This window comes from Ramlibacter agri, assembly GCF_012927085.1.
Lineage (GTDB): Bacteria > Pseudomonadota > Gammaproteobacteria > Burkholderiales > Burkholderiaceae_C > Ramlibacter > Ramlibacter agri.
Window position 1 is genome coordinate 1 of sequence record NZ_JABBFX010000005.1, and the last position, 23,996, is coordinate 23,996.

Sequence of the window (23,996 nt, forward strand, 5' to 3'; positions counted from 1 at the left end):
CGGGCAGCGTGAAGCCGCACACGCACTTCACCGCCGAGATCTACGTGCTGTCCAAGGACGAAGGCGGCCGCCACACGCCGTTCTTCAACAACTATCGCCCGCAGTTCTACTTCCGCACGACGGACGTGACCGGCGCGATCGAGCTGCCGAAGGACAAGGAAATGGTCATGCCCGGCGACAACGTGACGATCACCGTCAAGCTGATCGCCCCGATCGCGATGGAAGAAGGCCTGCGCTTCGCCATCCGCGAAGGCGGCAAGACCGTCGGCGCCGGCGTCGTTGCCAAGATCATGGAGTAAGCAAGGTTATTCGGGGTGCCCGATAATGTCGGGTTCCCCGGATCAACCGGTTTCCGGAGGGGTATAGCTCAATTGGCAGAGCGTCGGTCTCCAAAACCGAAGGTTGTAGGTTCGATTCCTACTGCCCCTGCCACCCGAGTGGCACCGAAAAACAGGACGCCCGCCCCGCGCGGCGGGCGTCCAAAGAGAACCCGCCGTAGCCCGGCGGGTTTGGCGTCTTGAAGACGCTCAAGCTTTGAGAGCAGGAATGGCAACCACGCAAGTTGAAACCGTCACCACCGGCGCTGACAAGGCCAAGCTGGCCGCGGCCGTCGTCCTGGTGATCGCCGCGCTGGCCGGGTTCTACATCCTCGGCAAGCAGGGGGCCCTGGCCCAGTGGGGCGCGCTGATCGTCGGTCTGGTGGCCGCCGCCGCAGTGTTCTTCGTGTCCGAGCCGGGCAAGGAACTGATCGGCTTCGGCCGCGAGTCGGTCAAGGAAGTCCGCAAGGTCGTCTGGCCCACCCGCAAGGAAGCCATCCAGATGACGGCCTACGTGTTCGCCTTCGTCGTGATCATGGCGCTGTTCCTGTTCGTCACCGACAAGACTCTCGAGTGGGTGTTCTACGACCTGATCCTGGGGTGGAAGAGGTAATGAGCGAAATCGAAAACGGCCAGGAAGAAGGCCAGCAGCCCGAGGCTGCCGCCAAGCCGACCAACCCGGACCTGCGCTGGTACGTGGTGCACGCCTACTCCGGCATGGAGAAGGCGGTCGAACGCAACATCCGCGAGCGCATCAATCGCGCTGGCATGCAGGACATGTTCGGCGAGATCCTGGTGCCCACCGAGGAAGTCGTCGAGATCAAGAACGGCCAGAAGCGCACCTCCGAGCGCCGCTTCTACCCCGGCTACGTGCTGGTGCAGATGGTCATGAACGACGAATCCTGGCACCTGGTGAAGCACACCAACAAGGTGACCGGCTTCGTCGGCGGCGCCAAGAACCGTCCGGCCCCGATCAGCGACGACGAAGTCGCCAAGATCATGGGCCAGATGGAAGAGGGCGTCGAGAAGCCCCGCCACAAGGTCGAATTCATCGTGGGCGAGTACGTGCGCGTCAAGGACGGCCCGTTCACCGACTTCAACGGCACGGTCGAAGAAGTCAACTACGAGAAGAGCAAGGTGCGCGTTTCGGTCACGATCTTCGGACGCGCGACGCCTGTGGAATTGGAATTCAGCCAGGTCGAGAAGACCTGAGCGCGGTGCGCAGCAAAGCTGCGCACCCTACAGATTCGCGCAACCTGGCTCGGCGCGATAACCAACGAGCCTCAACCCCGGGGAGCCGCAAGGCGTTAACACCCGCAAGGAAAGCAAGACATGGCTAAGAAGATTGTCGGCTTCATCAAGCTGCAAGTCCCGGCCGGCAAGGCGAACCCGTCGCCCCCGATCGGCCCCGCGCTGGGCCAGCGCGGCCTGAACATCATGGAGTTCTGCAAGGCGTTCAACGCCCAGACCCAAGGCGTCGAGCCGGGCCTGCCGCTGCCGGTGGTGATCACCGCCTTCGCGGACAAGAGCTTCACCTTCATCATCAAGACGCCGCCCGCGACCGTCCTGATCAAGAAGGCCATCAAGCTGGACAAGGGCTCCGCCAAGCCGCACACGGACAAGGTCGGCAAGATCACCCGCGCGCAGCTGGAAGAAATCGCCAAGACCAAGCTGAAGGACATGAACGCTGCCAACGTGGACGCCGCTGTCCGCACCCTGGCCGGCTCCGCCCGCTCCATGGGCATCACGGTGGAAGGGCTCTAATCATGGCAAAGCTGACCAAGAAGCAGAAGTCCCTCGAGGGCAAGGTCGACAGCACCAAGCTGTATCCCCTGGGCGATGCCCTGGGCATGGTCAAGGGTGCCGCCACCGCCAAGTTCGATGAGTCCATCGACGTGGCCGTGCAGCTGGGCATCGACCCGAAGAAGTCGGACCAGGTGGTCCGTGGCGCCGTCGTGATGCCCAATGGCACCGGCAAGACCAAGCGCGTCGCCGTGTTCGCCCAAGGCGCCAAGGCTGAAGAAGCCAAGGCCGCCGGCGCCGACATCGTCGGCATGGACGACCTGGCCGCCAAGGTCAAGGCTGGCGACATGCCCTTCGACGTGGTGATCGCCGCTCCGGACGCGATGCGCGTCGTCGGTACGCTGGGCCAGATCCTGGGCCCGCGCGGCCTGATGCCGAACCCGAAGGTCGGCACCGTGACGCCCGATGTGGCGACCGCGGTGAAGAACGCCAAGGCGGGCCAGGTGCAGTTCCGCGCCGACAAGGCCGGCATCATCCACGCCACCATCGGCCGCCGCTCGTTCGAATCCGACAAGCTGCAAGGCAACCTGGTGGCGCTGATCGAAGCCCTCAACAAGGCCAAGCCGGCGTCCTCCAAGGGCGTGTACCTGCGCAAGGTGGCGGTGTCCTCCACGATGGGCCTGGGTGTCCGCGTGGACCTGCAGACCGTCAACGCGCAAGGCCAGGCGCAAGCCTGATGAATTGGCCGGGGCAACCCGGCCTGTGGTGGGCCACCGGGCAACCGGTGGGCCATCCAAGACCGCTGGCGAGGCGCGAGCCTCTTAATCGGAGAAAGCCAGCGCAGATGGCGATCCCGCCGACAGATGGAATTGAGAGATTTCTGAAGACGGTTGGTCGCTTGTACAAGGGCGCGCAACGGGGCAACCCGAAGCGCAATTGAAGGAGTAGACCTTGAGTCTGAATCGCAGTGAGAAGCAAGCCGTCGTCGAAGAGGTGACGGCTCTCGCCGCTAAAGCTCAAACGCTGGTGATGGCGGAATACCGCGGCATCACGGTCGCCGACATGACGAAGCTGCGCGTTGCCGCGCGCGGCGCTGGCGTGGAACTGAGTGTTCTGAAGAACACTCTGGCCCGCCGCGCCGTGAAGGGCAGCCAGTTCGAAGTGGCGGAAGGCCAGATGACCGGTCCGCTGATCTACGGCTTCTCCGTGGACGCTGTGGCCGCCGCCAAGGTGGTGGCCGACTTCGCGAAGACCAACGACAAGCTGGTCATTCGCGGTGGCGCGTTCGCGGGCAAGGCCCTGGACGTCAACGGCGTGAAGCAACTGGCAAACATCCCGACGAAGGAAGTCCTGCTGGCGCAGCTTTGCGGCTTGCTGATGTCGCCCATTTCCCGCACCGCGGTGGTGCTGGGCGCTCTGGCGAAGAAAAAGGAAGAGCCGGCTGCAGAAGCCGCCCCGGTTGCTGCCTGACAGCAGCCCTGCTCAACACCAACTTATTCAGGAAAGATCAAAATGGCATTCGACAAAGACGCATTTCTGACGGCGCTGGACAGCATGTCCGTCATGGAACTCAATGACCTGGTGAAGGCCATTGAAGAGAAGTTCGGCGTGTCCGCCGCCGCCATGGCCGCTCCGGCCGCCGCCGGTGGTGGCGCCGCCGCCGCCGCCGTGGAAGAGAAGACCGAGTTCACCGTGCAGCTGATGGAAGCCGGCGCGCAGAAGGTGGGCGTCATCAAGGCCGTCCGTGAAATCACGGGCCTGGGCCTGAAGGAAGCCAAGGACCTGGTCGACGGCGCTCCGAAGCCCGTCAAGGAAGGCATGAACAAGGCCGACGCCGAAGCCGCCAAGAAGAAGCTGGAAGACGCCGGCGCCAAGGTCGAACTGAAGTAATTCGCCCTTTGCAGCCGAGGCTGGAGAGTCCGAAAGGGCCTCCAGCCTTTGTTGCTTGTTGAAAACAGCCAAAAGCAACCCCATCTGGGAATGTTTTTGAGTGTTTTCTGATCCGACTGCAGAAGACTGCTTGGTTCGGGCGCCGTGCAACGCGGTGCCGTCCGCCAAGGTTGGTAGTGGCCAACCCGCCAAGACTACCCCTGTGAACGGGGTCGCCAGTTGCGAGACCTAGCCCGGAGATCTCATGGCCTATTCTTACACCGAACGCAAGCGCATCCGCAAGAGTTTCGGCAAACGCGACAGCGTGCTCGAAGTGCCGTACCTGCTGCAGATGCAGAAGGATGCGTACACCGCCTTCCTCCAAGCCGACACCGTTCCGCAGAAGCGGACCATCGAAGGTCTGCAGGCCGCTTTCAATTCCGCGTTCCCCATTGTGTCGCACAACGGGTTCGTGGAGATGAAGTTCATCGAATACAACCTGGCCAAGCCCGCGTTCGACGTGCGCGAATGCCAGACCCGCGGCCTCACCTTCTCGTCCGCCGTGCGGGCGAAGGTGCAGCTGATCATCTACGACCGCGAGTCTTCCACGCCGCAGAGCAAGGTCGTGAAGGAAGTGAAGGAGCAGGAGGTCTACATGGGCGAGGTGCCCCTGATGACCGACAAGGGCTCGTTCATCATCAACGGCACCGAGCGCGTGATCGTGTCCCAGCTGCACCGCAGCCCGGGCGTCTTCTTCGAGCACGACAAGGGCAAGACGCACAGCTCGGGCAAGCTGCTCTTCTCGGCCCGCATCATTCCTTACCGCGGCTCCTGGCTGGACTTCGAGTTCGACCCGAAGGACGTGCTGTACTTCCGCGTCGACCGCCGCCGCAAGATGCCGGTCACCATCCTGCTGAAGGCCATCGGCCTGACGCCGGAAACCATCCTGGCGAACTTCTTCGTCAACGACAACTTCCGCCTGATGGACACCGGCGCCCAGCTGGAGTTCGTCTCCGAGCGCCTGCGCGGTGAAGTCGCCCGCTTCGACATCACCGACAAGTCCGGCAAGGTCGTCGTGGCCAAGGACAAGCGCGTCACGGCCCGCCACACCCGCGAGCTGGAGCAGTCCGGCACGACCCACATCAGCGTGCCGGAAGACTTCCTCGTCGGCCGCGTGGTCGCGCGCAACATCATCGACCCCGACACGGGCGAGATCATCGCGAAGGCGAACGACGAGCTGACCGAAGCGCTGCTGAAGAAGCTGCGCGCCGCCGGCATCCAGGACATCCAGGCGATCTACACGAACGAACTGGACCAGGGCCCGTACATGTCGCAGACGCTGCGCATCGACGAGACCGTGGACGAGTTCGCCGCCCGCGTGGCCATCTACCGCATGATGCGCCCCGGCGAGCCGCCGACCGAGGACGCGGTGCAGGCCCTGTTCCAGCGCCTGTTCTACAACCCGGACACGTACGACCTGTCGCGCGTGGGCCGCATGAAGTTCAACGCCAAGGTCGGCCGTGACGAGAGCACGGGCCCGATGGTGCTGACCAACGACGACATCCTGGCCGTCGTGAAGATCCTGGTGGACCTGCGCAACGGCCGTGGCGAAGTCGACGACATCGACCACCTGGGCAACCGCCGCGTGCGCTGCGTCGGCGAACTGGCCGAGAACCAGTACCGCACCGGCCTGGCTCGCATCGAGAAGGCCGTGAAGGAACGCCTGGGCCAGGCGGAACAAGAGCCGCTGATGCCGCACGACCTGATCAACTCCAAGCCGATCTCCGCGGCGCTGAAGGAGTTCTTCGGTGCGTCCCAGCTGTCGCAGTTCATGGACCAGACCAACCCGCTGTCCGAGATCACGCACAAGCGTCGCGTCTCCGCACTGGGCCCGGGCGGCCTGACGCGCGAGCGCGCCGGCTTCGAAGTGCGCGACGTGCACGTCACGCACTATGGCCGCGTCTGCCCGATCGAGACGCCGGAAGGCCCGAACATCGGCCTGATCAACTCGCTGGCCCTGTACGCCCGCCTGAACGAGTACGGCTTCATCGAGACGCCGTACCGCCGCGTGAACGACGGCAAGGTCACCAACGAGATCGACTACCTGTCGGCCATCGAGGAAGGCAAGTACGTCATCGCCCAGGCCAACGCGGCCCTGGACGCCGAAGGCCGCCTGACCGGCGATTTGGTCAGCGCCCGGGAAAAGGGTGAATCGATCCTGGTCGGCGCCGACCGCATCCAGTACATGGACGTGTCCCCGGCGCAGATCGTGTCGGTGGCCGCCTCGCTGGTGCCGTTCCTCGAGCACGACGACGCGAACCGCGCGCTGATGGGCGCCAACATGCAGCGCCAGGCCGTGCCGGTGCTGCGCCCCGAGAAGGCTTTCGTCGGTACCGGCATCGAGCGCGTGTCCGCGGTCGACTCCGGCACCGTGGTGACCGCCAACCGCGGCGGTGTCGTCGACTACGTCGATGCCACCCGCATCGTGGTGCGCGTGAACGACGCGGAAGCCGTCGCCGGTGAAGTCGGCGTCGACATCTACAACCTGATCAAGTATCAGCGTTCCAACCAGAACACGAACATCCACCAGCGTCCCATCGTGTCCCGCGGCGACAAGATCGCCAAGGGCGACGTCATTGCGGACGGCGCGTCGACGGACCTGGGCGAACTCGCCCTGGGCCAGAACATGCTGGTGGCTTTCATGCCCTGGAACGGCTACAACTTCGAGGACTCGATCCTGATCTCGGAGCGCGTGGTGGCCGACGACCGCTACACCTCGATCCACATCGAGGAACTGGTGGTGATGGCCCGCGACACGAAGCTGGGCCCCGAGGAAATCACCCGCGACATCCCGAACCTGTCCGAGCAGCAGCTGAACCGCCTGGACGAGTCCGGCATCATCTACGTGGGCGCGGAAGTGCAGCCGGGCGACGTGCTGGTGGGCAAGGTCACGCCGAAGGGCGAGACCACGCTGACGCCGGAAGAGAAGCTGCTGCGCGCGATCTTCGGCGAGAAGGCTTCGGACGTGAAGGACACGTCGCTGCGTGTCGACCAGGGCTCGCAAGGCACCGTGATCGACGTGCAGGTCTTCACCCGTGAAGGCATCCAGCGCGACAAGCGCGCCCAGCAGATCATCGACGACGAGCTGAAGCGCTTCCGCCTGGACCTGAACGACCAGCTGCGCATCGTGGAAGCCGACGCCTTCGACCGGATCGCCAAGCTGCTGTCCGGCCGCGTGGCCAACGGTGGCCCGCAGAAGCTGGCCAAGGGCGCGAAGATCGACCAGGAGTACCTGAACTCCGTCGAGAAGTTCCACTGGTTCGACATCCGCCCGGCGGAAGACGACATCGCCTCGCAACTCGAGTCGATCAAGAACTCGCTGGAGCAGACCCGCCACAGCTTCGACCTGGCCTTCGAAGAGAAGCGCAAGAAGCTGACGCAGGGCGACGAGCTGCCGGCGGGCGTGCTGAAGATGGTCAAGGTCTACCTGGCCGTCAAGCGCCGCCTGCAGCCCGGCGACAAGATGGCCGGCCGCCACGGCAACAAGGGCGTCGTGTCCAAGATCGTCCCGGTCGAAGACATGCCCTACATGGCCGACGGCACGCCGTGCGACATCGTGCTGAACCCACTGGGCGTGCCTTCGCGCATGAACGTGGGCCAGGTGCTGGAAGTGCACCTGGGCTGGGCCGGCAAGGGCATCGGCCAGCGCCTGGGCGACATGCTGCAGCGTGAAGCCGCCGTGGCCGAAATGCGCAGCTTCCTCGACACCCTGTACAACACCTCGGGCAAGAAGGAAAACCTCGCCGAGCTGTCCGACCAGGAAGTCAAGGAAATGGCTGGCCAGCTCGCCAAGGGCGTGCCCTTCGCGACGCCGGTGTTCGACGGTGCCGCCGAGCGCGAGATCCGCAGCATGCTGCAGGTCGCGTATCCGGAAGACATCGCCAAGGTCAAGGGCCTGACCGCTACGCGCACGCAGGCTTACCTGTGCGATGGCCGCACCGGCGACCAGTTCGAGCGCCCGGTGACCGTCGGCTACATGCACGTGCTGAAGCTGCACCACCTGGTGGACGACAAGATGCACGCCCGCTCGACCGGCCCGTACTCGCTGGTCACGCAGCAGCCCCTGGGCGGCAAGGCGCAGTTCGGCGGCCAGCGTTTCGGCGAAATGGAAGTGTGGGCGCTGGAAGCCTACGGCGCTTCCTACACGCTGCAGGAAATGCTGACCGTGAAGTCCGACGACGTGCAGGGCCGCACCAAGGTGTACGAGTCCATCGTCAAGGGCGAGCACGCGATCGATGCCGGCATGCCGGAGTCGTTCAACGTGCTGGTGAAGGAAATTCGCTCGCTGGGTATCGACATCGAACTCGAGCGCAGCTAATCAAGGAAGGACAGAACGAATGAAATCGCTACTCGACCTGTTCAAGCAGTTCACGCCGGACGAGCATTTCGATGCCATCCGCATCGGCATCGCCTCGCCCGAGAAGATCCGTTCCTGGTCCTTCGGTGAAGTCAAGAAGCCGGAAACCATCAACTACCGCACCTTCAAGCCGGAGCGCGATGGCCTCTTCTGCGCCAAGATCTTCGGCCCGATCAAGGACTACGAGTGCCTGTGCGGCAAGTACAAGCGCCTGAAGCACCGCGGCGTGATCTGCGAGAAGTGCGGCGTCGAAGTGACCCAGACCAAGGTGCGCCGCGAGCGCATGGGCCACATCGACCTGGCCGCGCCCTGCGCCCACATCTGGTTCCTGAAGTCGCTGCCCTCGCGTCTCGGCCTCGTGCTGGACATGACGCTGCGCGACATCGAGCGCGTGCTGTATTTCGAGGCGTACGTCATCACCGACCCCGGCATGACCCCGCTGAAGAAGTTCGGCATCATGTCCGAGGACGACTACGACGCGAAGCGCAAGGAATACGGTGACGAGTTCGTCGCCAAGATGGGCGCCGAAGGCATCAAGGACCTGCTGGAAGGCATCGACCTCGACATCGAGATCGAGAAGCTGCGCGGCGACCTGACCGGCTCCGAAGTCAAGGTCAAGAAGAACGCCAAGCGCCTGAAGGTCCTCGAGGCCTTCAAGAAGTCCGGCATGAAGCCGAACTGGATGGTCATGGACGTCCTGCCCGTGCTGCCGCCGGACCTGCGTCCGCTGGTGCCGCTGGACGGCGGCCGCTTCGCGACCTCCGACCTCAACGACCTGTACCGCCGCGTCATCAACCGCAACTCGCGCCTGAAGCGACTGCTGGAGCTGAAGGCTCCGGAAATCATCGCGCGCAACGAGAAGCGGATGCTGCAGGAAGCAGTGGATTCGCTGCTGGACAACGGCCGTCGCGGCAAGGCCATGACGGGCGCGAACAAGCGTGCCCTGAAGTCGCTGGCCGACATGATCAAGGGCAAGAGCGGCCGCTTCCGCCAGAACCTGCTGGGCAAGCGCGTCGACTACTCCGGCCGTTCGGTGATCACCGTGGGCCCGACCCTGAAGCTGCACCAGTGCGGCCTGCCGAAGCTGATGGCGCTGGAGCTGTTCAAGCCCTTCATCTTCTCGCGCCTGGAAGCCATGGGCATCGCCACCACCATCAAGGCGGCGAAGAAGGAAGTGGAAGCCGGCACGCCCGTCGTGTGGGACATCCTCGAAGAGGTCATCAAGGAGCACCCGGTTCTGCTGAACCGCGCTCCCACGCTGCACCGCCTGGGCATCCAGGCCTTCGAGCCGATCCTGATCGAAGGCAAGGCGATCCAGCTGCACCCGCTCGTTTGCGCGGCCTTCAACGCCGACTTCGACGGCGACCAGATGGCCGTGCACGTCCCGCTGTCCGTGGAAGCGCAGATGGAAGCCCGCACGCTGATGCTGGCCTCCAACAACGTGCTGTTCCCGGCCTCCGGCGAACCCTCCATCGTTCCTTCGCAGGACGTGGTGCTGGGCCTGTACTACACGACCCGCGAGCGCACCAACGGCAAGGGTGAAGGCATGGTCTTCACCGACGTGGCCGAAGTGCTGCGCGCGCTGGACAACGGCGTGGTGGAACTGACCTCCAAGGTCGGTGTGCGCCTGACCGAGTGGACGCGCGAGAAGACGACCGACGAATTCACGCCGAACACCAAGGTGTTCGACACGACCGTCGGCCGCGCCATCCTGTCCGAGATCCTGCCCAAGGGCCTGCCTTTCAGCGTGCTGAACAAGCCGCTGAAGAAGAAGGAGATCAGCCGCCTGATCAACACCTCCTTCCGCAAGTGCGGCCTGAAGGAGACCGTGGTCTTCGCCGACAAGCTGCTGCAGAACGGCTTCCGCCTCGCCACCAAGGCCGGCATCTCGATTGCCGTGGACGACATGCTGGTGCCGCCGGAGAAGGCCGCCATCATCGACCGCTCCGAGAAGGAAGTGAAGGAGATCGAGCAGCAGTACGTGTCCGGTCTCGTGACTTCCGGCGAGCGCTACAACAAGGTCGTGGACATCTGGGGCAAGGCCGGCGACGAAGTGTCGAAGGTCATGATGGCCCAGCTGGCCAAGGAAAAGGTGATCGACCGCAACGGCAAGGAAGTGGAGCAGGAGTCGTTCAACTCCATCTACATGATGGCCGACTCGGGCGCCCGCGGTTCCGCCGCGCAGATCCGCCAGCTGGCGGGCATGCGGGGCCTGATGGCCAAGCCGGACGGCTCGATCATCGAGACGCCCATCACGGCCAACTTCCGCGAAGGCCTGAACGTGCTGCAGTACTTCATCTCCACCCACGGTGCCCGCAAGGGTCTCGCGGACACGGCGCTGAAGACCGCGAACTCCGGCTACCTGACGCGTCGTCTCGTCGACGTGACGCAGGACCTGGTGGTGACCGAGGACGATTGCGAAACCACCGACGGCTCGCTGATGCGCGCCATCGTCGAGGGCGGTGAAGTCATCGAGTCGCTGCGTGACCGGATCCTGGGCCGCATGACCGCCGAAGACGTGCTGCACCCGGAAACGCGTGCGGTGCTGATGAAGGCCGGCCTGATGCTGGACGAAGACGTGATCGACGAGCTGGAGGCAGCCGGTGTCGACGAAGTCAAGGTCCGCACCGCGCTGACCTGCGCCACCCGCTTCGGCCTGTGCGCCAAGTGCTACGGCCGCGACCTCGGCCGCGGCGGCCTGGTGAACGTCGGCGAAGCGGTCGGCGTGATCGCCGCCCAGTCGATCGGCGAACCCGGCACGCAGCTGACGATGCGTACCTTCCACATCGGTGGTGCGGCGTCGCGCGCGGCGGTGGCTTCCAGCGTGGAAGCCAAGTCGTCCGGCCTCGTGGGCTTCAACACCACGATGCGCTACGTGACCAACCAGAAGGGCGAGCTGGTGGTGATCTCGCGTTCGGGCGAAATCGTCATCCACGACGAGCACGGCCGCGAGCGCGAGCGCCACAAGGTGCCTTACGGCGCGATCCTGACGGTGAAGGCCGACCAGCCGATCAAGGCCGGCACGATCCTGGCCAACTGGGACCCGCTGACCCGACCCATCATCACGGAATTCGCCGGCAAGGTGAAGTTCGAGAACGTGGAAGAAGGCCTGACGGTCGCCAAGCAGGTGGACGAAGTCACCGGCCTGTCGACGCTGGTCGTGATCGACCCGAAGCGCCGCGGCTCCGCCAAGGTGGTGCGCCCGCAGGTGAAGCTGATCGACGCCTCCAACAACGAGGTGAAGATCCCCGGCACCGACCACTCGGTGACGATCGCCTTCCAGGTGGGCTCGCTGGTGCAGGTGCGCGACGGCCAGGACGTGGGCCCCGGCGAAGTGCTGGCCCGCATCCCGGTGGAAGGCCAGAAGACCCGCGACATCACGGGCGGTCTGCCCCGCGTGGCCGAACTGTTCGAAGCCCGCACGCCCAAGGACAAGGGCGTGCTGGCCGAGATGACCGGCACCGTGTCCTTCGGCAAGGAGACCAAGGGCAAGATTCGCCTGCAGATCACCGATCCGGAAGGCGGCGTGCACGAGGAGCTGGTGCCCAAGGAAAAGAACATCCTGGTGCACGAAGGCCAGGTGGTGAACAAGGGCGAATCCGTGGTCGACGGCCCGGCCGATCCGCAGGACATCCTGCGGCTGCTGGGTGTCGAGGAACTGGCGCGCTACGTCGTCGATGAAGTGCAGGACGTGTACCGCCTCCAGGGCGTGAAGATCAACGACAAGCACATCGAGGTGATCGTTCGCCAGATGCTGCGTCGCGTGGTCGTCGAGAACACGGGCGAGTCCGGCTACATCGCGGGCGAGCAGGTCGAGCGCTCCGAGATGCTGGACACCAACGACCGCCTGCGCGGCGAAAACAAGCTGCCGGCGACGTACAGCAACCTGCTGCTCGGTATCACGAAGGCCTCGCTGTCGACCGACTCGTTCATCTCCGCCGCTTCCTTCCAGGAAACGACGCGGGTGCTGACCGAAGCGGCGATCATGGGCAAGCGCGACGAGCTGCGTGGCCTGAAGGAAAACGTCATCGTCGGCCGCCTGATCCCTGCCGGCACCGGCATGGCCTACCACGTGGCCCGCAAGGCGAAGGACCAGATGGACGAGGCCGAGCGCCGCGCCATCGCCGACGCCGAAGCGGCCGACCTGGCCGGCGTGACGGAGTCCGCCACGGAAGCGGACACCCACGAAGGTCCGACCTCGGCCGAGTAAGCGGTTTCCGCCTAAACTGGGCGCCACCCCGCAAGGGTTGGCGCCCTTTTTCTTTGTGATTGCAAGGAATGGATTCCTCGCTCGTTCCGTGGATCGTCGCTGCCGTCACCCTGTTCTGGGCGGTCGGCGCCTACAACCGCCTGGTGCGCCTGCGCTCGGAGGCCAACGCCGCCTTTGCGCAGCTGGAAACCGAGCTGGCCAAGCAGGTGGCGCTCGTGACCTCGTGCATCCCGCCCGAGGAGGACCAGCACGCGTCGCAGTTCTCCGGCGGCAGTGCCTTCTGGGGCGGGCTGCAAGGTGCGGCGGCGCAGCTGTCGGTGGCGCTGTCCTCGGCGCGCGCACGGCCGCTCGACGCCGAGCGCATCGCCACGCTGGGTGCCGCGCAGGAGGTGCTGGGCACCGCCTGGGAACGGGCCGAGCGCGACGACGCGCACGACCTCGCCGGCCCGCGGCTGCCCCACAACGTCGGTGGCGAGCGCCAGCACATGGTGCACACCGCCCAGGCCGCGGCCGAGCATTTCAACGAAGCCGTGACTCGCTACAACGAAGCGATCCAGCAATTTCCGGCGCAACTGCTTGCCTGGCTGTTCGGCTTCCAGCCGGGCCGGGGCTTGCGCGTGCGCCACTGAGTTCCGATGTCCCCTCCCGTTCCGCTCTGGCGGCAGCTGCAGGCTGCCGCATCCGTGCTCGCCGCTGTCCGGCGCGGCGAATCCGCGACGCCCGCACTGGCGCGCGTCGCCGCTGAATTGCGCCCCGGCGCGCAGGCGCTGGTGTTCCATGTACTGCGCAACCTGGGGCGCGCCGAGGCCTTGCGCAAGCAGCTCGCCAAGCGGGCACCGCCGCCGGCCGCCGACGCGCTGCTCTGCACCGCGCTGGCCCTGGCCTGGCGCGAAGAGGGCGCGCCCTATGCGCCGTTCACGCTGGTTGACCAGGCCGTGGAGGCCGCGAAACGCTCGCCCGAAACGCGCGCGCAGCAGGCTTTCATCAACGCCTGCCTGCGGCGCTTCCTGCGCGAGCGCGATGCGCTGGTGCAGGCGACGGACGCCGATCCGGTGGCGCGCTGGAACCATCCGCGCTGGTGGATCCAGAAGCTGCGGCACGACTGGCCGCAGGACTGGGAACGGATCCTGGAGGCGAACAACGCCGCGGCGCCGATGACCTTGCGGGTGAATGCGAGCCGGGCGACGGTCGCGGCGATGCAGGAGCGATTCGCCGCGGCTGGCATTGCGGCGACGCGGAACGGGGAGTACGGGCTCACCCTGGAGCGGCCCATGCCGGTGCAGGAGATTCCGGGCTTCGGCGAAGGGGCGGTGTCTGTGCAGGATGCGGCGGCGCAGTTGGCTGCGCCGTTGGTGATGGCGTCGGCCGGCGCCGTGCCCAAGAGAATTCTCGATGCCTGTGCTGCGCCGGGCGGCAAGACAGCGCACATCGCGGAGCTCGCGCCGGGCGCCGAGTTGCTGGCGCTGGACGTCGACCCGGCGCGCTGCGAACGCATCCACGAGAACCTGCAGCGACTCGGACTGCAGGCGGAGGTGCTGGCCGCCGATGCCGGGGAAACGGCCCAATGGTGGGACGGCCGGCCCTTCGATGCGATCCTGCTCGACGCGCCTTGCACGGCCTCGGGCATCGTGCGCCGGCACCCGGACGTACGCTGGCTGCGGCGGGAAGGCGACGTGGCCCAGCTTGCTCGACAGCAGGAGCGTCTGCTTACTGCGCTGTGGCCCTTGCTCGCACCGGGTGGCCGGTTGGTGTACTGCACCTGCTCGGTGTTCAAGGCCGAGGGCGAAGCCCAGGTGGAGGCGTTTGTTGCACACAACAGCGGCGCGCGTTTGCGGCCTGCGACTGGCCATTTGAGGCCCTCCGGTGGGGCGTTGGGGCAGGGCGTCCCGGACAATGAGCCAGGTGACCACGACGGCTTCTTCTACGCGGTGCTGGAAAAAAGTGCACGCAATGCACCTGCGCACCCGGCTGTGGCTTGAGCGCGCCGCGTCCGCCTGCGCCGTCGTCCTGCTGTTCGTGCTGTGCCTGGCCGCCGTGCCGGCCCGCGCCGACTACGCCGGCACGGAAGTCACGCACATGCTGGTGGAGCGCAGCGAGGACGGCGTCCACCTGTCCGCCACGGTCCACTTCGAGCTGCCGGCCGTGGTGGACGATGCCCTGGCCAAGGGCATTCCGATGTACTTCGTGGCCGAGGCCGCGATCTATCGCGACCGCTGGTACTGGTACGACAAGCGCGTCGCGAGCGCCGCGCGCCATTTCCGCCTGAGTTTCCAGCCGCTCACGCGCCGCTGGCGCCTGCAGGTCTCGCCGACGCCCATCGGCAACTCCGGCCTGGTGCTGGGCCAGATGTTCGACAGCCGCGACGAGGCGCTGGCGGCGCTGCAGCGCTTTTCGCGCTGGCGCATCGCCGATGCGGCCGAGGTCGACCCCGAGAGCATCCACACGGTCGAATTCCGGTTCAGACTCGACGTTTCGCAGCTGCCGCGCCCCTTCCAGATCGGCGCCGTGGGCCAGAGTGACTGGAACCTCTCGGCGTCGCGCGCGGTGCGGCTGCAGCTGGACCACAACCGGTGAACCTGCCCCGCCCGCCCGAAGGCCCGGCGCGCGCCCTGGTGAAGGGCACGCGCGCCTGGCGCTGGACGCTGGTGGTCGGCGTGGCGGTGCTGGTGGCCATCGGCATCGTGCTGATGTTCCTGCTGGCGCAGGCCACCAACAACCAGACTTTCTACGAGCGCAACTACGGCAAGCTGTTCGCGCTGAACATGGTCGTGGCCGGCATGCTGCTGGCGGTGATCCTGTGGGTCTCGGTGCGCCTGGTCTCGCGGCTGCGGCGCGGCAAGTTCGGCACGCGCCTGCTGATCAAGCTGGCGCTGATCTTCGGCCTGGTGGGCGTCGTGCCGGGCGTGCTGATCTACGTTGTGTCCTACCAGTTCGTGTCGCGCTCCATCGAAAGCTGGTTCGACGTGAAGGTGGAAGGCGCCCTGGATGCCGGCCTGAACCTGGGCCGCGCCACGCTGGACACGCTGTCCAACGACTTCGGCAACAAGACGCGCGCGGCGGCCAGCCAGCTGGCGGAGACGCCCGATGCCTCCGCCGGCCTGGTGCTGGAGAAACTGCGCGACCAGCTCTCGGCCTCCGACGTGGTGCTGTGGAGCGGCAGCGGCCAGATGATCGCGAGCGCCGGGCAGTCGCGCTTCCAGCTGCGGCCCGAGCGGCCGACCGCGCAGCAGCTGCGCACCGTGCGCAACCAGCGGGTGATGACGGTGATCGAGGGCCTGGACGACCCGCAGAGCGCCATCAACAACGCCAAGATCAAGGCCATCGCCGTGGTGCCGCAGCCCAGCCTGGGCCTGCTCGCGGAGCCGCGCTACCTGCAGGCTACCAGCATCATCCCGCCCACGCTGGTGGCCAATGCGATCGCCGTGCAGGAGGCCTACCGCGAGTACCAGGAGCGCGCCTTGGCGCGCGAAGGCCTGCGGCGCATGTACATCGGCACGCTGACCCTGAGCTTCTTCCTGGCGGTGATTGGCGCGGTGTTGCTGGCCATCCTGCTGGGCAACCAGCTCGCGCGGCCCCTGCTGCTGCTGGCCGCCGGCGTCAGCGAGGTGGCGGCGGGCGACCTGTCGCCCAAGCCGGCGCTGCAGGGCAAGGACGAACTCGGCGGCCTGACGCGGGCCTTCGCCGAGATGACCAAGCAGCTGGCGGAGGCGCGGGCCGCGGTGGACAAGAGCATGGGCCAGTTGCGGGCAGCCCGGGCCAACCTGCAGACCATCCTGGACAATCTGACGGCGGGCGTGATCGTGCTGGACGCGGAGGGCCGCATCCGCGCCTCGAACCCGGGCGCGGCGCGCATCCTGCGGCTGGACCTGGAGGCCTGGCATGCCAAGCCGCTGGCCGGCATCGAGGGCCTGGAGGCCTTCGGCGCGGCGGTGCAGCAGCGCTTCGACGACTTCCTGAGCGAGCGCTCACCGCAGGGTCCGGACCACTGGCAGCAGTCTTTCGAACTGAACACGGCCCATGCCGGCGAACCGGCGGCGAACATCATCACCCTGGTCGCGCGGGGGGCCGAAATGCCGGGCCAGGCCCGTTTGTTGGTTTTTGACGACATTTCGGAGATCGTTTCCGCCCAACGGGCGCAGGCCTGGGGCGAGGTCGCGCGGCGCCTCGCGCACGAGATCAAGAACCCCCTGACGCCGATCCAGCTGTCGGCCGAACGGCTGGAAATGAAGCTGTCCTCGAAGCTGCAGGATGGCGAGAAGGCGATCCTCGAAAAGTCGGTGCACACCATCGTCGACCAGGTCGAATCGATGAAGCGGCTGGTGAACGAGTTCCGCGACTACGCGCGCCTGCCGGCGGCCGAATTGAAGCCGGTGGACCTGAACGCGTTGATCCACGACGTGCTGCTGCTCTACTCGCGCGAAGGGGACGCCACCAGAGGCGCGGCGCAGGTGCCGGTGCGCATGGAGCTCGATCCGGCAGCACCTCGCATCCTCGGCGACGCGCAGCAAGTACGGCAGGTGATCCACAACCTGCTGCAGAACGCGCAGGACGCCAGCGAAGGCCGCCCGGGCGGCTCCGTGCTGGTGCGCACGCAGCACAACGACACGACGCGGCGCGTCCGCCTGGTGGTCCAGGACGCCGGCGCCGGTTTCCCCGAGCACATCCTGAAAAAAGCCTTCGAGCCCTACGTCACCACCAAGCCCAAGGGCACCGGGCTGGGGCTCGCGGTCGTGAAAAAAATCGCGGATGAGCACGGAGCCCGCATAGAACTGAAGAACAGGGTGGAAAACGGAGTCATCCAGGGGGCCCAAGTCTCGTTATCATTTGGAGTTGCGAGTTAGCAACATTACACAGGGACGCACGGGGACTCATGGCAAACATATTGGTGGTGGACGACGAACTCGGGATCCGGGACCTGTTGTCCGAAATCCTCAACGACGAGGGCCACAGCGTCGAGCTTGCGGAAAACGCCGCCCAGGCCCGCGCGGCACGGCAACGCATGCGCTACGACCTGGTGCTGCTGGACATCTGGATGCCGGACACCGACGGGGTCACGCTGCTGAAGGAGTGGGCGGCCACCGGGCTGCTGAACATGCCCGTGGTGATGATGAGCGGCCACGCCACCATCGAAACGGCCGTCGAGGCCACGAAGATCGGCGCGCACTCGTTCCTGGAAAAGCCGATCACCATGCAGAAGCTGCTGAAGGCAGTGGAAGCAGGGCTGGCGCGCAACGGCGGCACGCCGGGCGCGGCAACCGCGCCTCCGCGCAAGCCTGGCATGGCTGGCGTGGTGCCGATGATGCCGGTGGCCGAACTGACGGTGGAAGCCGCCATGACCGGCGGCCAGAGCCTGCCCGCCGCGGTGGAGATGGGCCCGCAGGCACGCCAGATGTTCGAGCTGGACAAGCCGCTGCGCGACGCGCGTGACGAATTCGAGAAGTGCTACTTCGAATTCCACCTCGCCAAGGAAGGCGGCTCGATGACGCGCGTGGCCGAGAAGACCGGCCTCGAGCGCACGCACCTCTATCGCAAGCTGAAGCAACTGGGCGTGGACCTCTCGCGCGGCAAGCGCAGCAGCAACTCCGCGGCTTGAAGTCTTTCTCACCCTCTCCTTCTGGGAGAGGGTCGGGGTGAGGGCATGCGCGAAGAGAGCTTCTTTTCCCCTGCTATAATCTCACCTCTCACGGCCCGGTAGCTCAGTTGGTAGAGCAGCGGATTGAAAATCCGCGTGTCGGTGGTTCGATTCCGCCCCAGGCCACCAGATTTGGCGCCCCGCTTTGTCGGGGCGCTTCCATTTCAGCAGCGCGATCTCCATGCAGAAGCAACTCGTCCCCGCAGCGGACGAATCCACACTCGAACACGTCGAAGAGATGATGGAGTACCTTCACGCTCATGGTGTCATGAGCCTCGAAGAGGCGCCGGATGAACTGATCCACGCCTGGTACAAGCGGATTGGCTTGGTGTAGCAGCCCCAAGCCCACCCTCTTCAAGCGCCTCCGCGACCTCTGGTTCCGGAGGCGTTTTCGCATCTGGCGTCAGGACTCGTCGTGCTTGCGGCCGTTGCCTTCGACCGGAAAGCGCAACTCGTTGATCTCGATCTTCTTCCGCGCCGCATGCTGGAGGTCGATGCCCAGGTTCGTTGCGAGCTGGACCAGGTAGAGCAGCACGTCCGCCATCTCCATGGCGACCTCTTCACGCTTGTCGGCCGCGAGGCTGCGGCTCTGCTCCTCGGTCAGCCACATGAAGTGCTCGAGCAGTTCGCCGGCTTCGACCGACAGTGCGGACGCGAGGTTCTTCGGCGCGTGGAACTGCTCCCAGTCGCGCGCCCGCGCGAATTCCTGCAGGCGTTCGGCAAGCTCGGTGAATGCGTTGGTCATGGCAGTGCGTGTAGTGCCATCTTCGCATGCAGCTCGATGAAGAACAGCTTTCCACCCGTGGAAACACCCATCCCCAGAACGAGGCGCTCGCCAAGAATGCGAGCGCATGACGGTCACCCGCAGATCCTTCACGCACCTGCTTGCGGGTGCTGCTCTCCTGGCGCCGTACGCGGCACGTGCAGCCGATCGCTATCCCATGCGCCCGATCACGCTGATCGTCCCGTTCGCGCCGGGCGGTGGCAACGACACGCTGGGCCGCCTGATCGGCCGCACGATCGAAGCGCCACTGGGGCAGCCGGTGGTGGTCGACAACAAGCCTGGTGCGGGTGGATCGGTCGGTGCGCAGCTCGCGGCACGCGCGCCGGGTGACGGCTACACGCTGTTCCTCGGCGGCGTCGGCAGCCACGCGCTCAACCCCGCGGTCAACCCCAAGGTCGGCTACGACCCCGAGCGCGACTTCACGCCCATCATCTGGCTCGCGAATGCGCCGATGGTGCTGGCGGCCCATCCCTCCGTTCCCGCCAACACGGTGAAGGAACTCATTGCCTACGCGAAGAAGAACCCGGGCAAGCTCAATTTCGCCTCCAACGGCAACGGCAGTTCGTCCCAGCTGGCCGCGGTCATCTTCAACACGATGGCCGGAACGGAAATGGTGCATGTGCCCTACAAGGGGCTCGCGCCCGCGATGGTGGACCTGCTCGCCGGCAACGTGCAGCTGATGTTCAGCAGCTCGGTTGCCATCATGCCCAGCGTCCAGGCCGGCAAGCTCAAGGTGCTTGGCGTCACCAGCGCGAACCGCATGGCGTCGCTGCCCAACGTGCCGACCATCGCCGAAGAAGGCCTGGCCGGCTACGAGACGGGCTCCTGGTACGGCATCCTGGGGCCCGCGGGAATGCCGGCGCCGGTGGTCGAGCGCCTCAACCAGGAAATCAACAAGGCCCTGGCCAACCCCGACGTGAAGGCCTCGCTCGCCACCGATGGCGCGCTGCCGGTCGGCGGCACCCCCGCCAGGTTCGCGGAGCACATCCGATCGGAAGTCGCGCGGCTGCGCCAGTACTCCGCCCAAATCAAGCTGGACTAAGCCATGGCTGCTGCCTCCCAAGAGAACCCCTACACCCACGGCATCGCGCAATTCGTTTCCGGGCTGCACTACGAGGATGTGCCGGCCCAAGTCATCGAACGCATCAAGCTGTTGATGCTCGACTCGCTGGGCTGCGCGCTTTACGGCGCGAACCTGCCCTGGACGCGGATCCTGCAGGAGACGCTGACGGGCGTGGATGCCACCCGTGATTGCGCCATCTGGGGAACGAAGCTGCGCCTGTCCGCGCCCCATGCAGCCCTGGTCAACGGCACGCAGGTGCAGGGCTTCGAACTGGACGACGTGCACCGCGCCGGCGTGCTGCACGTCGGCGCCGTGGTGCTGCCGGCGCTCATTGCACTGAGCGAAAAGCATCGCAAGATCGACGGCCGCGAATTCCTCGCCGCGGCGGTTGCCGGCTACGAGATCGGCCCACGCGTGGGTCTCTGCATGGGACCGGAACACATCGGCCAAGGCTGGCATTCCGGCGCGACCCTGGGCGTGTTCTCCGCGGCCGCCGGTGCGGCGAGGGGACTCGGCCTCGACGTCGATCGCACGGTGCATGCGCTGGGCATCGCCGGCACGCAATCGGCCGGCCTGATGGCGGCGCAGTACGGCGCCATGGTCAAGCGCATGCACGCGGGCCGTTCCTCGCAAAGCGGCCTGTATGGCGCGCTGTTCGCGGAGTCTGGCTTCACGGGCATCCAGAACGTGCTCGAAAGCGAGTACGGCGGCTTCTGCACCACCTTCTCGCGGTCCACCGACCGCTTCAAGCTCTCCGAGTTGACCGCGGGCTTTGGCGAGGTCTGGCAGACCCTGGCGGTCTCGCTCAAGTTCTATTCCTGCGTCGGCAGCAACCACACGACGCTGGACGCCATCCGCGTGCTGCAAGGCCGCCGCCCCTTCGGCGCGCAGGACATCGAATCCATCGTGGTCCATGGCTCGCAGGTGACGATGGACCACGTCGGCTGGAAGTACGTGCCGCAAGGCCTCACGTCCGCGCAGCTGAACCTGCCCTATTGCGTGGCGACCCTGCTGCTGGAAGGCAACTGCTTCGTCGAGCAGTTCACCGAGGACAAGGTGGCCGACCCGCAGCGCATGGCACTGGCGGAGAAGGTGTCGGTGCGCCATGACGATGCCATCACGGCGCTGGGCGCGAAGTTCCGCCACAAGGTGCGGGTCGTGGTGCGCCTGCGGGATGGCACCGAAATGGAAGCTACCGTCGAAGCGCCGTGTGGCAGCGAGCACAACTTCGCCAGTGCGGATGACGTCATCGCGAAGTTCAGGAACCTCGCAGCCACGGCGCTGGCGCCGAGCCGGATCGAGTCGCTGTGCGACGCGATGATGTCCCTGGAGACGGCGCCGGACGCCAGCGTGCTCGCCGCGCTCCTGGCTGCCTGAAGGCTTGTCAGAACGCGCCCGTCACGAACGCCTGCAATCCCGAATATCCGAGCTTCACGTTGCCATTGAAGTCCGACCGGCCGACGTCGACGCGCGTCTGGAACCAGTCGTAGCCCAGGCCGGCGCCCCAGTTGCGGGTGAACATCCAGGTCGTGCCGACGTGGGCATCGGACCAGTGGCCGTCGTAGCCGTTCGCCCGCAGCTTGAAGATCTGCACCCGCGCGTCCAGGAAGATTTGCGGCGCCACCGCCCAGCCGCCCCGCACGCCGATGACGGGCAGCGGCATCGGCAGGCTGCTGTCCTTGGAAACTGCGCCTGTCGTTGCCGTGGTCCCGCCCGGCCCGGTGACCGAGCCGGTTCCCGACAGGTTCAGCTTCATGTCGGTGAAGTGCATGCCGAGGTCCGCGGCGACTTCGTAGTTCGGTTGCTTGAGGAACGAGTAGCCGTAATCGAGTTCGACGACCGACAGCTTCGTGTTCACGCTGAAGTTCCCACCGGCATTGAAGGTGGTGTCGCCGAAGGTGATGTCGTGGTCGATCACGCGCGAGCGCGTGCTGTTGTAGTTGAAGTACGCCAGGCGCGCGACGTGCCGCGGCGCGAAACGCCACATGGCGTCGATGCGGCCGCGCGTCGCGTCGTTGGAGCGGCCCACCGTGTCGTTGAAGTCGATCGCCGGGTTGGTGCTGGACTGCCCGTTCAGGCTGGCGCTGATGTCCGTGCCGACCAGGAACAGGCCGGCGTTGAAGACGAAGCGTTCATTGAGCAGCCCCTGGGCCGGGGTCAGCTCCTGGGCCTGGGCCCCCGTTGCGGAGGCCAGTGCCATCGTGCCGATGGCGAGGCCGTGGACCATTGCTGTGCGCGCAGCCAGATTCATGGCGATTCCCTTCGTTATGAATTTTGGAAATCATCCGTGCCGTCCGATCGCTCGCTCAATTGGACCAAGGTGCTACTGCCGCGCATGCCTGCTGACCGGCAGCTGACCGTCAAGCTCCGGCCGGCAGCACGAAGCGGCTGATCAAACCCTTCAACGCCTGCGCCTGCTGCGTCAGGCGCTGCGACGCGGCGGACGATTGCACCACGAGCGCCGCATTGCGTTGCGTCGCTTCGCTCACCTGCAGGACGGCGTCGTTCACCTGCGAGATGCCGGCGCCTTGCGCCTGCGTGGCAGTGGCCAGTTCGTGCACCGTCTGCGACACCGACTGGATCGAGCGCACCACGCCCGCCACGGTGTCGCCCGCGCGTCCGGCCACCGCCGTGCCGTCCTGCACCGATTGCATGGAGCCGGCCACCCGCGTCTTCACGTCGCGCGCGGCCGCGGCAGCCCGCATCGCGAGCTGCCGCACTTCCGCCGCCACCACAGCGAAGCCGCGGCCGTGCTCGCCGGCGCGTGCTGCTTCAACCGCGGCGTTGAGCGCGAGCAGGTTGGTCTGGAAGGCGATGCCGTCGATCAGGCCCACGATCTCGGTCACGCGCCGGGACTCGTCCTGGATCGCGTGCATGCGCTGCACGAGCTGTCCCACCAGCTCGCCGCCAGCCACGGCATCCGTCGCGGCGCCAGCCGCCAGCTGCCGCACGCCGGCCAGCGCGCGGGCAGACTCGTTCAGCGTGCACGTGATCTGCTCCAGCGCGGCGGCCGTCCGGTCGAGGCTGGCCGCCGTGTCCTCGGTGCGCTCCGACAGGTCCTCGTTGCCTTGCGCCATCTCGCTCGCGGCCAGGTGCAGGTCGCGCGCGGAACCGCTCACGTCGCCGACCAGCCCGCGCAGGTTCTCCTGCATCTGCGACAGCGCGGCGAGCAGGCGGCCCGCCTCGTCGCGCGAGTGGCCGCGGATGTCGTGGGCGAGGTCGAAGTCCGCCACCCGCGCCGCCGTCTGGCTGGCGAACGAGATCGGATGCGAGATGCGCTTCGACAGCCAGCGCACCAGCACGGCGCTGACCACCATGGCGGCCAGCGCGAACGCCACCAGCGCCCAGCGCGCCTGCACGCTGCTGCGGTGGATGGCCGCGGCGCTGGCGTCGATCGCCTGGCGCTGCGTCGCCTGCAGCGCGTCCACCGCCTGCAGCAGCGCCTGCGCCGCGGGCTGGAAGCGCGCGCCGTATTCCTTGCGGATGGTCTCGGTCATGTTGGTGTCGACGGCTTTGGACAGGCCCTGCACGGCCTGCTGGAAAGCGGCGTCGGCGGCAGTGACGGCGACCAGGCGTTCGCGTGTCTCGTCTTCGGCGCTCGTGCCATCCAGCTGGGCGAGCAAGGTGCGGTACTGCTTCTGCGTGGCGCGCGCGTCGGCGGTCAAGGCCTCCTGCACGCCCGGCTCGGAACTCAGGGACATCGCCTTGTAGCGCTCCGCCGAAAGCGAGACCAGCCGGTACACCTCGGCGGCGAGCCGCTCGCAGGCGAGACGCTGGTCGACGACCGCGCGGGTCGCGGCATCGATGCGCAGCAGCGCGGTGGAGCCCAGGGTCGCGCCCAGCACCGCGAGCACGACGAGCGCGGAAAAGCAGGCGGCGAGCAGGCGCCCGAGGACGTTGCGGTGGCGGGTCGGAGGACGCATAGGACCGCCCACCTTAGTGAGGATTTGTGACAGTCGTG

The 23,996-nt window shown here is 66.3% G+C and carries 20 protein-coding genes and 2 tRNA genes; 19 read left to right on the top strand and 3 right to left on the bottom strand.

Translation table 11 applies throughout. The annotated features are described in order from the left end of the window. From HHL11_RS31955 to HHL11_RS32035, 17 genes are all read left to right on the top strand, one after another. Positions 1–299, top strand: a 299-nt coding sequence (locus tag HHL11_RS31955) for an EF-Tu C-terminal domain-related protein (RefSeq protein ID WP_483430735.1), incomplete at its 5' end; no start/stop codon positions are given. A 57-nt stretch (positions 300–356) separates the two neighbouring features. Next, positions 357–432: transfer RNA gene (locus HHL11_RS31960), tRNA-Trp, on the top strand. 114 nt (positions 433–546) lie between these two features. Continuing rightward, positions 547–930 (top strand): preprotein translocase subunit SecE, encoded by a 384-nt coding sequence (gene secE, locus HHL11_RS31965; protein ID WP_169422692.1) that lies wholly within the window; start codon positions 547–549, stop codon positions 928–930. Beyond that, positions 930–1,529, top strand: coding sequence for a transcription termination/antitermination protein NusG (gene nusG, locus HHL11_RS31970; RefSeq protein ID WP_169422693.1), 600 nt, complete (start codon positions 930–932; stop codon positions 1,527–1,529). Before secE ends, nusG begins: the two co-directional genes overlap by 1 nt. A 120-nt stretch (positions 1,530–1,649) precedes the next feature. Next, the gene (gene rplK, locus HHL11_RS31975) at positions 1,650–2,081 is read left to right on the top strand and encodes a 50S ribosomal protein L11 (protein WP_169422694.1); all 432 of its coding nucleotides are present in this window, start codon (positions 1,650–1,652) and stop codon (positions 2,079–2,081) included. Positions 2,082–2,083: 2 nt separating this feature from the next. Further along, entirely contained in the window at positions 2,084–2,797 is a 714-nt protein-coding gene (rplA, locus tag HHL11_RS31980) for a 50S ribosomal protein L1 (RefSeq protein ID WP_169422695.1), read from the top strand. A 214-nt stretch (positions 2,798–3,011) separates the two neighbouring features. Continuing rightward, entirely contained in the window at positions 3,012–3,530 is a 519-nt protein-coding gene (rplJ, locus tag HHL11_RS31985) for a 50S ribosomal protein L10 (RefSeq protein ID WP_169422696.1), read from the top strand. A 42-nt stretch (positions 3,531–3,572) separates the two neighbouring features. Continuing rightward, complete coding sequence (gene rplL, locus HHL11_RS31990) at positions 3,573–3,950, top strand: 50S ribosomal protein L7/L12 (RefSeq protein ID WP_169422697.1); 378 nt, start codon at positions 3,573–3,575, stop codon at positions 3,948–3,950. A gap of 244 nt (positions 3,951–4,194) precedes the next feature. Then, positions 4,195–8,307 carry a DNA-directed RNA polymerase subunit beta gene (rpoB, locus tag HHL11_RS31995; RefSeq protein ID WP_169422698.1) on the top strand — a complete coding sequence of 1,371 codons (4,113 nt, stop codon included), beginning with the start codon at positions 4,195–4,197 and terminating at the stop codon, positions 8,305–8,307. Between the two features lie 19 nt (positions 8,308–8,326). Then, positions 8,327–12,556 (top strand): DNA-directed RNA polymerase subunit beta', encoded by a 4,230-nt coding sequence (rpoC, locus tag HHL11_RS32000; protein WP_169422699.1) that lies wholly within the window; start codon positions 8,327–8,329, stop codon positions 12,554–12,556. Positions 12,557–12,624: 68 nt separating this feature from the next. After that, on the top strand, positions 12,625–13,185 hold the full coding sequence (locus HHL11_RS32005) for a LemA family protein (RefSeq protein ID WP_169422700.1): 561 nt from the start codon (positions 12,625–12,627) through the stop codon (positions 13,183–13,185). 6 nt (positions 13,186–13,191) lie between these two features. Then, entirely contained in the window at positions 13,192–14,535 is a 1,344-nt protein-coding gene (rsmB, locus tag HHL11_RS32010) for a 16S rRNA (cytosine(967)-C(5))-methyltransferase RsmB (protein WP_169422701.1), read from the top strand. After that, on the top strand, positions 14,507–15,130 hold the full coding sequence (locus HHL11_RS32015; protein WP_240980525.1) for a DUF4390 domain-containing protein: 624 nt from the start codon (positions 14,507–14,509) through the stop codon (positions 15,128–15,130). Before rsmB ends, HHL11_RS32015 begins: the two co-directional genes overlap by 29 nt. 2 nt (positions 15,131–15,132) lie before the next feature. Further along, a complete protein-coding gene (locus HHL11_RS32020; RefSeq protein WP_240980529.1) occupies positions 15,133–17,397 on the top strand; it encodes a sensor histidine kinase in 2,265 nt (754 codons plus the stop codon). A gap of 29 nt (positions 17,398–17,426) precedes the next feature. After that, entirely contained in the window at positions 17,427–18,149 is a 723-nt protein-coding gene (locus HHL11_RS32025; protein ID WP_169422703.1) for a response regulator, read from the top strand. A gap of 92 nt (positions 18,150–18,241) precedes the next feature. Continuing rightward, positions 18,242–18,317: transfer RNA gene (locus HHL11_RS32030), tRNA-Phe, on the top strand. A 52-nt stretch (positions 18,318–18,369) separates the two neighbouring features. Then, complete coding sequence (locus HHL11_RS32035; protein WP_169422704.1) at positions 18,370–18,522, top strand: hypothetical protein; 153 nt, start codon at positions 18,370–18,372, stop codon at positions 18,520–18,522. A gap of 69 nt (positions 18,523–18,591) precedes the next feature. Here the strand turns inward: HHL11_RS32035 and HHL11_RS32040 are convergent, their stop codons facing one another. Further along, complete coding sequence (locus HHL11_RS32040) at positions 18,592–18,933, bottom strand: nucleotide pyrophosphohydrolase (RefSeq protein WP_169422705.1); 342 nt, start codon at positions 18,931–18,933, stop codon at positions 18,592–18,594. 106 nt (positions 18,934–19,039) lie between these two features. On the opposite strand from HHL11_RS32040, the gene HHL11_RS32045 reads away from it, so the two are divergent. Next, complete coding sequence (locus tag HHL11_RS32045; protein ID WP_169422706.1) at positions 19,040–20,014, top strand: Bug family tripartite tricarboxylate transporter substrate binding protein; 975 nt, start codon at positions 19,040–19,042, stop codon at positions 20,012–20,014. Positions 20,015–20,017: 3 nt separating this feature from the next. Next, positions 20,018–21,412 (top strand): MmgE/PrpD family protein, encoded by a 1,395-nt coding sequence (locus HHL11_RS32050; RefSeq protein ID WP_169422707.1) that lies wholly within the window; start codon positions 20,018–20,020, stop codon positions 21,410–21,412. Between the two features lie 7 nt (positions 21,413–21,419). Here HHL11_RS32050 and HHL11_RS32055 read toward each other — a convergent pair whose 3' ends face one another. Both HHL11_RS32055 and HHL11_RS32060 read right to left on the bottom strand, forming a co-directional pair. Next, positions 21,420–22,286: a hypothetical protein gene (locus HHL11_RS32055; protein WP_169422708.1), complete on the bottom strand. Its 867-nt coding sequence runs from the start codon at positions 22,284–22,286 to the stop codon at positions 21,420–21,422. A 109-nt stretch (positions 22,287–22,395) separates the two neighbouring features. Further along, on the bottom strand, positions 22,396–23,958 hold the full coding sequence (locus HHL11_RS32060) for a methyl-accepting chemotaxis protein (protein ID WP_169422709.1): 1,563 nt from the start codon (positions 23,956–23,958) through the stop codon (positions 22,396–22,398). Positions 23,959–23,996 lie beyond the last annotated feature (38 nt).